The organism is Plantibacter sp. Mn2098, from assembly GCF_049319745.1.
GTDB lineage: Bacteria > Actinomycetota > Actinomycetes > Actinomycetales > Microbacteriaceae > Plantibacter.
In genome coordinates this window covers 212710-227749 of the sequence record NZ_JBMOUH010000007.1, presented here as the reverse complement: position 1 = coordinate 227749, position 15040 = coordinate 212710, and the positions used below count along the sequence as shown (strand labels likewise).

Here is a 15040-nt window from a genome sequence, read left to right as displayed (position 1 = left end):
CGACGAACGTCCCACACCGGGAACCCACCACGAAAGCGTGACACTGTGATCAAGCCAGACCCATCAGTCCAGATCCCGGACGACCTCGGCGCCGTCCACTTCGTCGGCATCGGCGGAAGCGGCATGAGCGGCATCGCCCGCTTGTTCATCGGGGCAGGGACGACGGTCACGGGTTCCGACGTCCGCGAGTCGTCGAACATCGACGCCCTCCGCGAGCTCGGTGCCACGGTGTCCATCGGGCACAGCGCCGCGAATGTCGGCGACGCCGACACGCTCGTCGTGACCGGCGCGCTCTGGGCGGACAACCCCGAGTACCTGCTCGCGAAGGAACGCGGGCTCACCATCCTCCACCGCTCGCAGGCGCTCGCCTGGCTGACGTCGAAGTCGCGCCTCGTTTCGGTGGCGGGAGCGCACGGAAAGACCACGTCGACCGGCATGATCATCACGGCCCTCCTCGCGCTCGATGCTGACCCGAGCTTCGTCAACGGCGGTGTCATCGAGTCGCTCGGGCTGAGTTCCGCTCGCGGCTCGGGCGAACTGTTCGTTGTCGAGGCGGACGAGTCCGACGGATCCTTCCTGCTGTACAACACGGCCGTCGCGCTCATCACGAACATCGACCCGGACCACCTGGACCACTACGGCTCGCTCGAAGCCTTCGAGCAGGCGTTCGTGACGTTCGCGAACCAGGCCAAGGAATTCGTCGTCATCTCCTCCGACGACGCCGGCGCCGTGCGCGTCACGCCGAGCATCACCGACAAGCGCGTCCTGACGTTCGGTGAGGCCCCGGGCGCCGACGTGCGGGTGCACTCGGTCGTCACCGACGGACCGGTCGAGTTCTCCGTCTCGTACCAGGGAACCGACTACCGCACCCGCCTGCGCGTGCCAGGGCGCCACAACGCGATCAACGCGGCCGGCGCATTCGCAGTGCTCGTCGGTCTCGGGTTCGACCCGGCGGCGGTCCTCGACGGCATCAGCGGCTTCGGCGGCACCGAGCGCCGCTTCGAGCTGCACGGCGTCGTCGACGGCGTGAGCGTCTACGACGACTACGCGCACCACCCCACAGAGGTCGCCGCTGCACTGTCCGCCGCACGAACGGTCGTCGGTAGCGGTCGGATCATCGCCGTGCACCAGCCGCACCTCTACAGCCGCACGCGCCTCTTCGCGAAGGAGTTCGCCGACACGCTGGAGCAGTACGCTGACCAGACCGTCGTGCTCGAGGTCTACGGTGCGCGTGAGGACCCGGAACCCGGCGTGACCGGAGCGCTCGTCTCCGAACGGTTCTCCGATCCGTCCAAGGTCGCCTATGTCGACGACTGGCAGCGCGCAGCGGACTACACGGCGTCCATCGCCCGCCCAGGCGACTTCGTCATCACGCTCGGGTGCGGCGACGTCTACCGGATCGTGCCGCAGCTCCTCGAGGCGATCTCCCGCCACGAGACGGCCTGACGGTGCCGCGGTGAAGCGTCCCGACGGTTTCGACCCGTCGACGCGGAAGGCGTCGGACGGTGAGCGCGCCAAGCGCTCGCCCGCAGCCGCTTCTGAGCCCGATGCACGCGACACCGCACGAGGCGGATCGCCGCGTGCGAGTGCGGAGCAGCCGACCGACGTCATCGAGTTCATCGCTCCGAAAGCGAAGCGGAAGCCGTCGGCGACGTCCACAGGGGCGAGCGAGGCGACCAGTGACGCAGGCCGCCTGAACCCTCGGGGATCGAGTGCTGCGAAACGCGCGTCGAAGCGGGCGTCCGGCGATCCCGATCCGCTCGACCCCAAACAGGCACAGCGCGCGAGGCGCAAGCACGAACGTGACGAGATCAGGCGATTCACGGCGCGGTCCCGCAGGCGTTCGCGTGGTTGGCTCGTCGCAGCCGGTGTGCTCGTCGCACTCGTCGTCGTCTCGATCGCCGGAGCGTATTCACCGCTGCTCGCCGTGCGCACGATCGAGGTCGTCGGAACGGACAGGGTCGATGCCGCGGCTCTCCGGAAGGCGCTCGACGACCAGATGGGCCGCCCGCTGTCGCTCGTCGACGCGAGCGAGGTGAAGGCAATCCTCGTGCGCTACCCGCTCATCGGGAGCTATTCGCTCGAGTCCCGTCCGCCGAGCACCCTCGTGGTGCGCATCGTCGAACGCGTCCCGGTCGGCCTCGTCGCAGCGGACGGTTCGTACACGCTCGTCGACGCCGCAGGGGTCACGATCCAGAAGAGCTCGACGCCGATCGCCGGGTATCCGGTGCTCGAAGTCGCAGGCGGCCCGGGGTCGGTCGGTTTCACGGCTGCGGCGGAGGTCATGCGCGCCCTTCCGGAGGAGCTCCGCTCGCGGGTCTCGACCGTGTCTGCATCGACGGCGGACGATGTCACGCTCGGGCTCACCGACACGGCTGCCCGAGTGGTGTGGGGGAGCGCGAAGGACTCCGCGGTCAAGGCGGTGGAGTTGCAGCGCGCGATCGCCGCGACGGACCCAAGCACCGTGACCGAGTACGACGTCTCCTCGCCTTCGACCGTCGTCGTCCGCTGATCTCCACGCGGATTTCTGGCCGATGTGCCGACACGCGGGCGCGCCTCCCCATCGGCCACTGTGCTGCACCTAACGTCAATCACAAGAAATGCATACTCAGCATGACTTTAAACCTGTAGTACAGGTTGAAAGTTCTCACGGAGGCCGGAAGTGACTACAAACCAGAACTACCTCGCCGTCATCAAGGTCGTCGGAATCGGCGGCGGTGGCGTCAACGCAGTCAATCGCATGATCGAGCTCGGCCTTCGTGGGGTGGAGTTCATCGCCATCAACACCGACGCGCAAGCGCTGTTGATGAGCGACGCGGACGTCAAACTCGACGTCGGACGCGAGATCACCCGCGGACTCGGCGCAGGCGCCGACCCCGAGGTCGGCCGTCGTGCCGCCGAGGACCACGCGGAAGAGATCGAAGAGGCCATCGCGGGCGCCGACATGGTGTTCGTCACGGCAGGTGAGGGCGGTGGCACCGGAACGGGTGGCGCACCGGTCGTCGCTCGGATCGCGAAGTCAATAGGAGCACTCACGATCGGTGTCGTCACGAAGCCCTTCGGCTTCGAGGGTCGCCGTCGCCAGGCCCAGGCCGAGCTCGGCGTCGCACGCCTCAAGGAGGAGGTGGACACGCTCATCGTCGTGCCGAACGACCGCCTCCTCGAGATCAGCGACCGCGGCATCAGCATGCTCGAGGCCTTCTCGACGGCCGACCAGGTGCTCCTCGCCGGTGTCCAGGGCATCACGGACCTCATCACGACGCCCGGCCTCATCAACCTCGACTTCGCCGACGTCAAGTCGGTCATGCAGGGCGCAGGTTCCGCGCTCATGGGCATCGGTTCCTCCAGAGGGGCAGACCGCGCCATCAAGGCGGCGGAGCTCGCCGTCGCGTCACCGCTCCTGGAAGCGAGCATCGAGGGCGCCCACGGCGTCCTGCTCTCCATCCAGGGTGGATCGAACCTCGGCATCTTCGAGATCAACGATGCGGCCAAGCTCGTCCAGGAGGCCGTGCACCCCGAAGCGAACATCATCTTCGGTGCAGTGGTCGACGACACGCTCGGCGACGAGGTCCGGGTCACGGTCATCGCCGCAGGATTCGACGGCGGAGAGCCGCTCACGCGCACGGTGGCAGCTCCTGCCGACGCCGTCATCTCCGGTGGTGTGATGAGCTCGGCCGGCGACGTCGAGTCGACGCCGACGACCGTGCAGGCCGCTCCGCAGTCGGCACCGGCCGCAGCTCCGGCATCGCAGCCGGTCTCCGAGTACGAGCGCAACTCGTACCGCCAGGAGACCGCAGTCGAGACCGTGGTTGCCGACCCGTCGTTCGACGACGAGGGCGAACTGGACATCCCCGACTTCCTCAAGTAAGTGGGAGCGGAACTCGAATCCCGTCTGGCCGGCGTCCGCGAGGGTATCGCGGACGCCGCCTCAGCGGCCGGGCGATCAGTCGACGAGCTCACGCTCATCGTCGTGACCAAGTTCCATCCAGCATCGCTCGTCCGCGAGCTGCACGGGCTCGGGGTCACCGACGTGGGGGAGAACCGCCACCCGGAGGCGCGCGACAAGGTCGAAGCGACCGCCGATCTCGGCCTCACGTGGCACTTCATCGGCCAGTTGCAGACGAACAAGGCCAAGCAGGTCGCCAGGTACGCCGACGCCGTCCACTCGATCGACCGGCCGGAACTCGTGTCGGCCCTGTCGAGCGAGACACGGACGATCGACGGGTTCGTGCAGATCAACCTGACGGCCGATGCCGGCCGAGGCGGAACGAGCGACGCCGACCTCGAAGTGATCGTCGAGCGTGTGCTCGATGCGCCGGGCATCGTCCTCCGTGGCGTTATGGCCGTTGCGCCGCTCGACGCGGATCCCCGTGCCGCGTTCGCGACCGTGCGGCGCGCATCCGAGCGCGTCCAGAAACTCGCACCGAACGCACAGGCGCTGTCGATGGGCATGAGCCACGACTACCGCGAAGCGATTCTCGAAGGCGCGACACACCTTCGCATCGGCACGGCAATCACGGGGAATCGCCCGGTCTGAGTTAATGTCGAGGTGCACGGCACGCACACGACGGAGGAAAAGATGTCGAACCCACTGAAGAAGACCATGGTGTACCTCGGACTGGCCGATGACGACCTTGAGTACGAGGAGCAGCAGCACCAGCAGGCCGCTCCGGCAGCTCCTGCAGCCGCCCCAGCCCCCGTCCGTGCCGAGAAGGCTGCGCCGGTCACCCCGCTGCGCAAGCCGACGCCCGTGCGTCAGGTCGCGCCCGCAGCTTCGGAACTCAACGAGATCCTGACGGTGCACCCCAAGCAGTACCGCGACGCGCAGATCATCGCCGAGAGCTTCCGCGACGGCGTTCCGGTCATCATCAACCTCTCGCAGATGAGCGATGGCGACGCCCGTCGCCTCATCGACTTCGCCAGCGGACTGTCCCAGGGACTGTACGGCAAGATCGAGCGCGTCACGAGCAAGGTCTTCCTCCTCTCGCCCGAGCACGTCGCCGTTTCCGGCGACAACGGCCAGGGCGCGCCGGAAGCGGCAGAGGCAACCTTCTTCGCTCAGTCATAATTGAGGGGTGGCTTCCCTCATCTCCGTGATCGGCACGATCCTCTACATCGCGCTGCTCCTCTATTTCTTCCTCCTCTGGGGACGGTTCATCCTCGATCTCGCTCGAGTGCTCCGTCCCCAGTGGAAACCGAACGGTGTTGTGCTGGTGATCGCCGAGGCCAGTTACTCGGTCACGGATCCGCCGATCAAGTTCTTCCGGCGCGTCCTCCCGCGGGTCGCGATCGGCCCCGTGGCGCTCGATTTCGGCTGGACGCTCACGATGTTGTGCTGCATCATCGCCATGACGCTCGTGAATGTGTGGCTACGATAGAGCGTCGTTCATACGACGAAGCGTTCACGACGCGATGTCAAGATGTCTCCACCATTGGGACAGACTTTGCTAGCGTAGTGACGTTGTACAGATTTTCGATTCGACAGTGAAGGTGGTTCGCTATGGCGCTCACTCCCGAAGACGTGGTCCAGAAGCGGTTTCAGCAGACCAAGTTCCGCGAAGGATACGACCAGGACGAGGTAGACGACTTCCTCGATGAGGTCGTGGTCGAACTCCGTCGCCTGATCCAGGAGAAGGACGAAGTCCAGCAGAAGCTGGATGCCGCCGAGGCCAAGGTCGCCGAACTCGAGGCAGGTGGGGCATCCGCTCCCGCCGCCGCGAAGGTCGAAGCCGCTCCGGTCGCAGCCCCCGTTGTCGCCGCAGCGCCCGCCGCTCCTGCAGCAGCAGGCACCGACGACGCCGAGAGCTCCAACAACCTCCTGCAGCTGGCTCGCCGCCTGCACGACGAGCACGTCGCAGAGGGCGCACAGCGTCGCGACTCGCTCATCGCGGAAGGCCACGCAACCGCAGCTCGTGTCGTCGCAGAGGCCGAGGCCAAGCAGCGCGCGCAGATGCAGATCCTCGAGCAGGAGCGTTCCGTCCTCGAGCACCGCATCGATGAACTCCGCACCTTCGAGCGCGAGTACCGCCAGAAGCTCCGCGGCTACATCGAGAGCCAGCTCAAGGACCTCGACGCCTCGTCGTCGAGCTCCGCTCCCGACGCAGCAGCCGGCGTCACCGCCGACAGCGTCGCGTAGGGTTGTCTGCCGTCTCACCGTCGAAGGCCAGCGCCAGGACTCTTGGAGTCCTGGCGCTGGTCGCCGTCGTGGCCTATGCACTCGATCAGTTCACGAAGTTCCTGATCTCCACCAACCTCACCGTCGGTGAGACCGTTCCCGTGCTCGGCGACTTCCTCGTCCTGCACTTCGTGAAGAACCCCGGCGCGGCCTTCTCGCTCGCGAGCGGTTCGACCTGGATCTTCTCGATCCTCGCAACGGTCGTCGTCATCGTCATCGTCTGGTTCGCCAGGCGCATCAAGTCGCTCGCCTGGGCCGTCGTCTTCGGACTCCTGCTCGGCGGTGTGCTCGGCAACCTCACGGACCGACTCCTGCGCGAGCCGTCCTTCGGGCTCGGACACGTCGTCGACTTCATCTCCACGCCGTGGCTCATCCCCGCCATCTACAACGTCGCCGACATGTGCATCGTCGTCGCCATGGTGCTCTTCGTCCTGCTCACGCTGCTCGGCGTGAATCTCGACGGCACCCGCACCACCAAGCAGTCGAAGGCCGGAACGGCTGAATCGACGAGCTCCACCGACGCCGACGCGGACGGTGCCAGCACCCAGACAGAAGGCGTCGACGGCGACTCCACGTCGCAACCGAAGGCCGAATAAGCAGTTATGGAATCACGCAGTACGTTCGTCCCGGACGGCCTCGACGGCGAACGCGTCGACGCAGGGCTCGCGAAACTCCTCGGGTTCTCCCGGACGTTCGCGGCGGAGGTCGCTCTGGCCGGCGGCGTCAGCATGGACGGCAAGCCGGTCATGAAGTCCGATCGCCTCGTCGCCGGATCCTGGCTCGAGGTCGAGTGGGCGCCGAAGCGCGAAGCCGTCATTGTCCCGATCGCGGTTCCCGATCTCGGGATCATCCACGACGACGACGACATCGTGGTGATCAACAAGCCGGCGGGCGTCGCGGCCCACCCGTCCGTCGGATGGACCGGCCCGACCGTGCTCGGCGCCCTCGCCGCGGCCGGATTCCGGATCTCCACGTCGGGAGCAGCCGAGCGGGCAGGCATCGTGCACCGGCTCGACGCCGGGACGAGCGGACTGATGGTCGTCGCGAAGACCGAGACGGCGTACACGGCCCTCAAGCGAGCGTTCCACGACCGCGAGGTCGAGAAGATCTACCGGGCGGTGGTCCAAGGCCACCCCGATCCGCTCGCGGGGACGATCGACGGCCCGATCGGCCGCCACCCGCGCTCGGACTGGAAGTTCGCCGTCGTCTCGGACGGCAAGCCGTCGATCACCCACTACGAGACGATCGAGGCGTTCCCCTACGCATCCCTGCTGGAGATCCACCTGGAGACCGGCCGGACCCATCAGATCCGTGTGCACATGGCTGCACAACGCCACCCGTGCGTCGGAGACACGATGTACGGCGCCGATGCGGCGCTGTCGGCCCGCCTCGGCCTCACGAGGCAGTGGCTGCACGCCGCTCAGCTCGGTTTCGCGCACCCGCACACGGGGGAGCGGGTGTCGTTCGAGGCGCCGTACCCCGACGACCTGCAGCACGCGCTCAGCATCCTCGAGCTCGACTGAGAACGCGTTCCGCCCGCTGCTCAGGGTCCGAGCGTCGGTGATCGACGTTAGGCTTGAGTGACCGTTCCGATCGACCCTCCGGAGACGCCGTAGTGCCCAGTTCCACCGATTCCTTCGTCCACCTGCACGTTCACAGCGAGTACTCCATGCTGGACGGCGCCGCGAGGGTGAAGCCGCTCATCGAGGCGGCGGTGGCGCAGGGAATGCCGGCCGTGGCCGTCACGGACCACGGCAACATGTTCGGTGCGTTCGACTTCTGGCGGACGGCGACCGACGCCGGCATCAAGCCGATCATCGGCACGGAGGCGTACATCACGCCGGGCACCGCCCGCGGCGACCGCACGCGAATCCGTTGGGGGGACGGTGGGGGAGACGACGTCTCGGGCGCCGGTTCCTACACGCACATGACCCTCCTGTCGGAGACGACGGAGGGCATGCACAACCTGTTCCGGTTGTCGTCGAAGGCGTCGATCGAGGGCTACTACTTCAAGCCCCGCATGGACCGGGAGATCCTCAGCCAGTACGGCAAGGGCCTCATCGCCACAACGGGCTGCCCGAGCGGCGAGGTCCAGACCCGCCTGCGCCTCGGACAGTACGACGAAGCGGTGAAGGCCGCTGCCGACTTCCGCGACATATTCGGTGCGGAGAACTACTTCTGCGAGATCATGGACCACGGCCTCGGCATCGAGCGCCGGATCATGTCCGACCTCATCCGGCTCTCGAAGGACCTCGGCCTCCCGCTCGTCGCCACGAACGACCTGCACTACACCCACGCCGAGGGCGCCAAGGCGCACGCCGCCCTGCTCTGCGTGCAGTCCGGTTCGACGCTCAACGACCCCAACCGGTTCAAGTTCGACGCGGACGAGTTCTACCTCAAGACGGCGGACGAGATGCGCCGCCTCTTCCGCGAGTACCCGGAGGCCTGCGACAACACGCTCGCCATCGCGGAGCGGTGCAACGTGGAGTTCAACACCAAGGCCAACTACATGCCCAGGTTCCCCGTGCCGGCAGGCGAGAACGAGGAGAGCTGGTTCATCAAGGAGGTCGAGGTCGGGCTGGCCGGCCGGTACCCGAACGGTATCCCCGCCTCGGTGCGCGAGCGTGCGGACTACGAGACCCAGGTCATCGTGCAGATGGGATTCCCCGGCTACTTCCTCGTCGTCGCCGACTTCATCCAGTGGTCGAAGCGCAACGGCATCCGGGTCGGCCCTGGCCGTGGCTCCGGCGCCGGATCGATGGCGGCGTACGCCATGCAGATCACGGATCTCGACCCGCTCCAGCACGGCCTGATCTTCGAGCGCTTCCTGAACCCCGACCGCGTCTCCATGCCCGACTTCGACGTCGACTTCGACGACCGTCGCCGCGGCGAGGTCATCAAGTACGTGACCGAGAAGTACGGCGACGAGCGCGTCGCGCAGATCGTGACCTACGGCACCATCAAGGCGAAGCAGGCGCTCAAGGACTCCTCTCGTGTCCTCGGTTTCCCCTTCGGGATGGGCGACAAGCTCACGAAGGCCATGCCGCCGGCCGTGATGGGCAAGGACATCCCGCTCGACGGGATCGTCGACCCCAAGCACCCCAGGTACCGTGAGGCCGTCGACTTCCGCGGCATCATCGAGACCGACCCGGAGGCGCGCACCGTGTTCGACACGGCGCTCGGCATCGAGAACCTGAAGCGGCAGTGGGGTGTGCACGCTGCCGGCGTGATCATGTCGAGCGATCCGCTCATCGACATCATCCCCATCATGAAGCGCGAGCAGGACGGCCAGATCGTCACGCAGTTCGACTATCCGGCGTGCGAGTCCCTCGGTCTGATCAAGATGGACTTCCTCGGGTTGCGGAACCTCACGATCATCAACGACGCGCTCGACAACATCAAGAGCAACCGCGACCTGGACCTGGTGCTCGAGGACCTGGACCTCGACGACCACGGCGCGTACGAGCTGCTGTCCCGCGGCGACACGCTGGGCGTGTTCCAGCTCGACGGCGGCCCCATGCGGGCCCTGCTGCGGCTGATGAAGCCTGACAACTTCGAGGACATCTCCGCGCTCATCGCGCTGTACCGTCCTGGCCCCATGGGCGCGAACTCGCACACGAACTACGCGCTGAGGAAGAACGGGCAGCAGGAGATCACCCCGATCCACCCGCAGCTCGCCGAGCCGCTGTCCGAGATCCTGTCGACGAGCTACGGCCTCATCATCTACCAGGAGCAGGTGATGGCGATCGCCCAGAAGGTCGCCGGCTTCTCCCTCGGACAGGCCGACATCCTCCGACGGGCGATGGGCAAGAAGAAGAAGTCCGAGCTGGACAAACAGTTCGAGGGCTTCTCCGGCGGCATGGTCGACAACGGCTTCTCCATGGAGGCCGTCAACAAGCTGTGGGAGATCCTGCTCCCGTTCTCCGACTACGCCTTCAACAAGGCTCACTCCGCCGCGTACGGCGTCATCTCCTACTGGACGGCGTACCTCAAAGCGCACTACCCGGCCGAGTACATGGCCGGTCTGCTGACGAGCGTCGGCGACTCCAAGGACAAGATGGCGCTCTACCTCAACGAGTGCCGCCGGATGGGCATCCAGGTGCTGCCGCCGGACGTCAACGAATCCATCGGCTTCTTCGCCGCTGTCGGCGAGGACATCCGTTTTGGGCTCGGCGCCGTGCGCAACGTGGGCTCCAACGTCGTCGAACTGATCCGTCAGGCGCGCGAGACCGAGGGCCGGTTCACGTCCTTCCACGACTTCCTGCGCAAGGTGCCGCTGCCGGTCGCGAACAAGCGCACGATCGAATCGCTCATCAAGGCCGGTGCGTTCGACTCGATGGGCGACACGAGGCGTGCGCTCTACGAGATCCACGAGGACGCCGTCGACTCCGTGGTCAAGGACAAGCGGGCGGAGGCGTCCGGCAGCATCGGATTCGACTTCGACAGCCTCTTCGCCGAGGTCGGCGAGGTGCCCCTCGCGAGCGTTCCTGAGCGTCCGGACTGGAGCAAGCGCGATAAGCTGAACTTCGAACGGGAGATGCTCGGGCTGTACGTGTCCGACCACCCGCTCGCCGGACTGGAGATGGAGCTCGCGAAACACGCGACGACATCCATCACCGACCTCATGTCGCTGGAGGACGCCGACGGCGAGACGGTCGTCATCTCCGGACTCATCACGAGCGTGCAGCACCGGATCGCAAAAGCCTCCGGCAACCAGTACGGCATGATCCAGGTCGAGGACTTCGGCGGCGAGATGACCGTGATGTTCATGGGGAAGGCGTACCAGGAGTTCGCGCCGGCCCTCGTCGGCGACACGATCGTGGTCGTCCGCGGCCGGGTGAGCGTCCGCGACGACGGCATGAACCTGCATGCGTACAGCATCTTCTCGCCCGAGTTCCCGGAGACCGGCGCAGACCGGCCGCTGCAGCTGCTGATGGCAGACAGCCGGGCGACGACGGAGATCGTCACGACGCTCGGCGACATGCTCGTACGGCACGCCGGAACGACCGAGGTGCGTCTGCGCCTCGTCCGGGGCGACGTCGCGCGCGTCTTCGAGCTGCCCTACCGGGTCGCTCCGTCGCCCGGTCTCTTCGGCGAGCTCAAGTCGTTGCTCGGGCCGAACTGCCTGGCCTGAGCGCGGACGATCCGGCCCGGGCCGAATCAGCCTGATCGGCGGGGCGAGTGGCTCGCCCGTGTGTCGATGGTCAGGCCGGTTCGCCCGGGATGCGGTAGGTGCGCTCGTGATACAGGAGGGCGTCGTCGTCCTCACCGGCGCCGCCGTCCTCGATCTGCACGACAACGACCGCGTTGTTGTGCACCTCGAATCGTTCGACGATCCGACCGATCATCCAGGTCGTGACGCCATCGACGATGGGCAGGCCGTGCGGGCCCTCGTGCCAGTGGTCTCCGACGAATCGATACCGCTGATCGCCTGACATCTGCTCGGCGACCGGGCGGTTCTTGGCGCCGAGCATGTGGATCACGACGCGCTCGGCTTCGACGATGGCGGGCCAGGAGCTGGCGCTCTTCGCCATGTTGAACGTCGCGAGCGGCGGGACGGCGGAGAGTGAGGCGAGCGACGTCGCGGTGAAACCGACGGGCCGTCCGTCAGGCGCGAGGGTCGTGATGATCGCGACGCCGGCCGCGTGGCGTCGGAACGCCCGCTTGAACGCATCGAGATCCGGGGTGACGGGTTCGAGCGGCACACGGTCCGGGACGACGCGGTCCGAGTGCACCGCGTCCGGGTTCGCTGTCTCCATGGGGTCCGGCCTTCCGTTGTGCCTGCGCTGATGCGCCGGCGATCCATCTGCATTCATGTGCATCCATCTGCATCAAGCGGGGACGGAGACCGGCTATTCCCGCCGAAGCGATAGGCTGATCTGGCCATGATCACGACCATTGACCTTCGCGGATCCCACCCTACTCGCGGCGAGTTGCTCGCCATGCTTCCTCGCCCCGTCGTCGACGTCTCGACGGCCGCGCGCTCGGCGGAGGAACTCATCCATGACGTCCGCGACCGGGGCAGTGCAGCACTCCTCGACCAGGCGGACCGCTTCGACGGCGGTCGTCCCGACGCCATCCGAGTGCCGCAGTCCGCCATCGATCTGGCGGTCGAGCAGCTCGACCCCGAGGTCCGCGCCGCGCTCATCGAGGCCATCGACCGCGTTCGCGTCGCAACGCGCGCCCAGGTGCCGCCCGAGCGTGTCACGGAGCTCGCAGACGGTGCGACGGTCCGTCAGCGCTGGGCGCCCGTCGGCCGGGTCGGGCTGTATGTGCCTGGCGGCAAAGCGGTCTACCCGTCGAGTGTCGTGATGAACGCCGTTCCAGCTCAAGAAGCCGGTGTGACGTCGATCGCCCTCGCATCGCCGCCACAGCGCGGGCACGGGGGAGCTGTGCACCCGACGATCCTCGGCGCGGCCGGACTCCTCGGCATCACCGAGGTCTACGCCATGGGCGGCGCGGGCGCCATCGGCGCCTTCGCGTACGGCGTCGACGACCTCGGTCTGGAACCGGTGGACGTCGTGACCGGTCCCGGCAACATCTTCGTCGCGGCCGCGAAACGCATCGTGAACGGGCAGGTCGGCATCGATGCTGAGGCAGGGACCACCGAGATCCTCGTCATCGCGGACAACACGGCTGATCCGCGTCTGATCGCTGCCGACCTCGTGAGTCAGGCGGAACACGACGAAGCGGCCGCCTCGCTGCTCGTGACCGACGCCCCGGAGCTCGCCGTCGAGGTCGAGCGCTGGTTGGAGACCTTCGCGAACCAGACCAGGCACGGCGCGCGCGTCGTCGAGGCGTTGTCCGGACGGCAGTCCGCCGTCGTCCTCGTCGACGACCTCGCTGCGGCCGTCGCGTTCAGCAACGCGTACGGTCCGGAGCACCTCGAGGTCCAGACGGCCGATCCGGAGGCCTTGCTCGACGGCATCACCAATGCCGGCGCGATCTTCCTCGGGGATCACTCCCCGGTCAGCCTGGGCGACTACCTGGCCGGATCGAACCACGTCCTGCCGACGGGCGGGCAGGCGCGCTTCTCTTCCGGGCTCGGCGCCTTCACCTTCCTCCGGCCGCAGCAGATCGTCCGCTACGACAAGACGTCGCTCCGTGCGGTCGCCGATCACATCGTCGCGCTGTCGACTTCAGAGGACCTGCCGGCGCACGGCGAGGCCGTGACGGCGCGCTTCACGTCCTGATCCAGAGCGATTCACGGCGGTTCCCCAGGGCCAGAGAGGTCCTGGGGGACCACCGGGGTGCGGTAGTCTGAGCACACGATGTATTGCCCTTTTTGTCGTCACCCAGACTCCCGTGTGATCGACTCGCGTACAAGCGATGACGGTCTCTCCATTCGACGCCGGCGGCAGTGCCCAGAGTGCGGACGCCGTTTCAGCACCACCGAGACCGCGAGCCTCGGCGTGATCAAGCGTTCAGGCGTGGTCGAGCCGTTCAGCCGTGAGAAGGTCGTCAGCGGCGTCCGGAAGGCCTGCCAGGGGCGTCCTGTGACCGATTCCGATCTCGCGGTGCTCGCGCAGCGGGTCGAGGAAGCCATCCGGTCCACCGGTGCGTCGCAGATCGACGCGAACGACATCGGTCTCGCCATCCTCACGCCGCTGCGTGAACTCGACGAGGTCGCCTACCTGCGGTTCGCGAGCGTCTACCAGGCCTTCGAGTCCCTCGACGACTTCGAGTCGGCGATCACACTGCTCCGCGTCGAGCGCGCCGAGAACGCGGAGCTGCAGGAGTCGAGCGAAGCGGGCCAGAACCGATAACCTTGCTTCGGCATGTATCGCTTCCTGTTTACCCACGTCCTGTCGAAGCTCGATCCTGAGCGCGCCCACCACCTGGCATTCGACGTCATCCGCGCACTCCCGGCCATCGGGCTCGGTTCGGTCGCCCGCGCGATCACGAAGCCCAGACCCGGCCTCGGAGTCGACGCACTCGGCCTGCACTTCGACTCGCCCTTCGGCGTCGCTGCAGGCTTCGACAAGGACGGGAAAGCGGTGCTCGGTCTCGGGCAGCTCGGTTTCGGCCACGTCGAGGTCGGCACGATCACGGCGATCGCCCAGCCGGGCAACCCGAAGCCTCGGCTGTTCCGGCTGGTCCAGGACCGCGCCGTCGTGAACCGCATGGGCTTCAACAACGGGGGAGCAGCTGCCGCGGCCGAACGGTTGCAGCGGATCCAGGCCAGGACGAAGCGGCCGGTGCTCGGCATCAACATCGGCAAGAGCCGGGTCGTCGACGTCGCCGATGCGACCGCGGACTACGTGACGAGCGCCACCCTGCTCGCGCCGGTCGCCGACTACCTCGTGGTCAACGTCAGTTCACCGAACACGCCGGGTCTCCGCGGTCTGCAGGAACTCGAACAGCTCGCGCCGCTCCTCGAGGCCGTCAAGGCCGCTGCGGGCGCCACCCCGCTGCTCGTGAAGATCGCTCCGGACCTCGTCGACGAGGAGATCGACAGCATCGCGGGCCTCGCCGTCCGTCTCGGCCTCGCCGGGATCATCGCGACGAACACGACGATCTCGCGTGAAGGACTTGCGACCGACCCATCCGTGGTCGAGGCGGTCGGCGCCGGAGGGCTGTCAGGTGCCCCACTCGCTGCGCGTTCGCTCGAGGTGTTGCGCCGCATCCGATCGGTCGTCCCCCCGGAGCTCTGCGTGATCTCCGTCGGCGGCGTCGAGACCGCGGCCGACGTGCGTGAACGGCTCGACGCAGGAGCAACGCTCGTTCAGGGCTACACGGCCTTCCTCTACCTCGGTCCGCTGTGGGCCAGGCAGATCAACCGCGGGCTGGCGAAGCTCGTACGCTGATCGTGGGTCCGCGGGCGCTCGGTGTGCCGCAGAGGCGCGCACGAGCACGCGGACCTAG

At 67.1% G+C, this 15040-nt stretch carries 14 protein-coding genes; 13 read left to right on the top strand and 1 reads right to left on the bottom strand.

Features of this window, described 5'->3' with window-relative positions; genetic code table 11:
• Nucleotides 1–45 precede the first annotated feature (45 nt).
• The 10 genes from murC (at nt 46) to dnaE (ending at nt 11309) form a co-directional block, all read left to right on the top strand.
• Nucleotides 46–1446 carry a UDP-N-acetylmuramate--L-alanine ligase gene (gene murC / locus ACL9RL_RS12655; protein WP_422780612.1) on the top strand — a complete coding sequence of 467 codons (1401 nt, stop codon included), beginning with the start codon at nt 46–48 and terminating at the stop codon, nt 1444–1446.
• Nucleotides 1447–1456: 10 nt separating this feature from the next.
• Nucleotides 1457–2512, top strand: a complete 1056-nt coding sequence (locus ACL9RL_RS12650; protein WP_422780611.1) for an FtsQ-type POTRA domain-containing protein — start codon at nt 1457–1459, stop codon at nt 2510–2512.
• A gap of 150 nt (nt 2513–2662) precedes the next feature.
• Entirely contained in the window at nt 2663–3868 is a 1206-nt protein-coding gene (gene ftsZ, locus ACL9RL_RS12645; RefSeq protein ID WP_422780610.1) for a cell division protein FtsZ, read from the top strand.
• A complete protein-coding gene (locus tag ACL9RL_RS12640) occupies nt 3869–4537 on the top strand; it encodes a YggS family pyridoxal phosphate-dependent enzyme (protein WP_422780609.1) in 669 nt (222 codons plus the stop codon). It abuts the gene before it with no gap.
• Between the two features lie 42 nt (nt 4538–4579).
• Nucleotides 4580–5068, top strand: coding sequence for a cell division protein SepF (locus ACL9RL_RS12635; protein WP_422780608.1), 489 nt, complete (start codon nt 4580–4582; stop codon nt 5066–5068).
• 7 nt (nt 5069–5075) lie between these two features.
• Nucleotides 5076–5378 carry a YggT family protein gene (locus ACL9RL_RS12630; protein ID WP_422780607.1) on the top strand — a complete coding sequence of 101 codons (303 nt, stop codon included), beginning with the start codon at nt 5076–5078 and terminating at the stop codon, nt 5376–5378.
• Nucleotides 5379–5500: 122 nt separating this feature from the next.
• A complete protein-coding gene (locus tag ACL9RL_RS12625) occupies nt 5501–6136 on the top strand; it encodes a DivIVA domain-containing protein (protein ID WP_422780606.1) in 636 nt (211 codons plus the stop codon).
• Nucleotides 6137–6138: 2 nt separating this feature from the next.
• Entirely contained in the window at nt 6139–6771 is a 633-nt protein-coding gene (gene lspA / locus ACL9RL_RS12620; protein ID WP_422780605.1) for a signal peptidase II, read from the top strand.
• Between the two features lie 6 nt (nt 6772–6777).
• On the top strand, nt 6778–7698 hold the full coding sequence (locus ACL9RL_RS12615) for an RluA family pseudouridine synthase (RefSeq protein ID WP_422780604.1): 921 nt from the start codon (nt 6778–6780) through the stop codon (nt 7696–7698).
• A gap of 146 nt (nt 7699–7844) precedes the next feature.
• Nucleotides 7845–11309 (top strand): DNA polymerase III subunit alpha, encoded by a 3465-nt coding sequence (gene dnaE, locus ACL9RL_RS12610; protein ID WP_422780683.1) that lies wholly within the window; start codon nt 7845–7847, stop codon nt 11307–11309.
• A gap of 70 nt (nt 11310–11379) precedes the next feature.
• Here dnaE and ACL9RL_RS12605 read toward each other — a convergent pair whose 3' ends face one another.
• On the bottom strand, nt 11380–11934 hold the full coding sequence (locus ACL9RL_RS12605) for a flavin reductase family protein (protein ID WP_422780603.1): 555 nt from the start codon (nt 11932–11934) through the stop codon (nt 11380–11382).
• Nucleotides 11935–12060: 126 nt separating this feature from the next.
• Here ACL9RL_RS12605 and hisD point away from each other — a divergent pair, with 126 nt between their 5' ends.
• The 3 genes from hisD to ACL9RL_RS12590 all read left to right on the top strand — a co-directional run bounded on the left by hisD (nt 12061) and on the right by ACL9RL_RS12590 (nt 14982).
• Nucleotides 12061–13368, top strand: coding sequence for a histidinol dehydrogenase (gene hisD, locus ACL9RL_RS12600; RefSeq protein WP_422780602.1), 1308 nt, complete (start codon nt 12061–12063; stop codon nt 13366–13368).
• Nucleotides 13369–13446: 78 nt separating this feature from the next.
• A complete protein-coding gene (gene nrdR, locus ACL9RL_RS12595; protein ID WP_422780601.1) occupies nt 13447–13941 on the top strand; it encodes a transcriptional regulator NrdR in 495 nt (164 codons plus the stop codon).
• A 12-nt stretch (nt 13942–13953) separates the two neighbouring features.
• Nucleotides 13954–14982 (top strand): quinone-dependent dihydroorotate dehydrogenase, encoded by a 1029-nt coding sequence (locus ACL9RL_RS12590; RefSeq protein WP_422780600.1) that lies wholly within the window; start codon nt 13954–13956, stop codon nt 14980–14982.
• Nucleotides 14983–15040: the final 58 nt, after the last annotated feature.

Bases quoted from the DNA above. Each gene is read 5' to 3' on its own strand.
- ACL9RL_RS12635 (WP_422780608.1), top strand. From the start codon at position 4,580: ATGTCGAACCCACTGAAGAAGACCATGGTGTACCTCGGACTGGCCGAT.
- ACL9RL_RS12625 (WP_422780606.1), top strand. From the start codon at position 5,501: ATGGCGCTCACTCCCGAAGACGTGGTCCAGAAGCGGTTTCAGCAGACC.
- ACL9RL_RS12615 (WP_422780604.1), top strand. From the start codon at position 6,778: ATGGAATCACGCAGTACGTTCGTCCCGGACGGCCTCGACGGCGAACGC.
- dnaE (WP_422780683.1), top strand. From the start codon at position 7,845: ATGCTGGACGGCGCCGCGAGGGTGAAGCCGCTCATCGAGGCGGCGGTG.
- ACL9RL_RS12605 (WP_422780603.1), bottom strand. From the start codon at position 11,934: ATGGAGACAGCGAACCCGGACGCGGTGCACTCGGACCGCGTCGTCCCG.
- hisD (WP_422780602.1), top strand. From the start codon at position 12,061: ATGATCACGACCATTGACCTTCGCGGATCCCACCCTACTCGCGGCGAG.
- nrdR (WP_422780601.1), top strand. From the start codon at position 13,447: ATGTATTGCCCTTTTTGTCGTCACCCAGACTCCCGTGTGATCGACTCG.
- ACL9RL_RS12590 (WP_422780600.1), top strand. From the start codon at position 13,954: ATGTATCGCTTCCTGTTTACCCACGTCCTGTCGAAGCTCGATCCTGAG.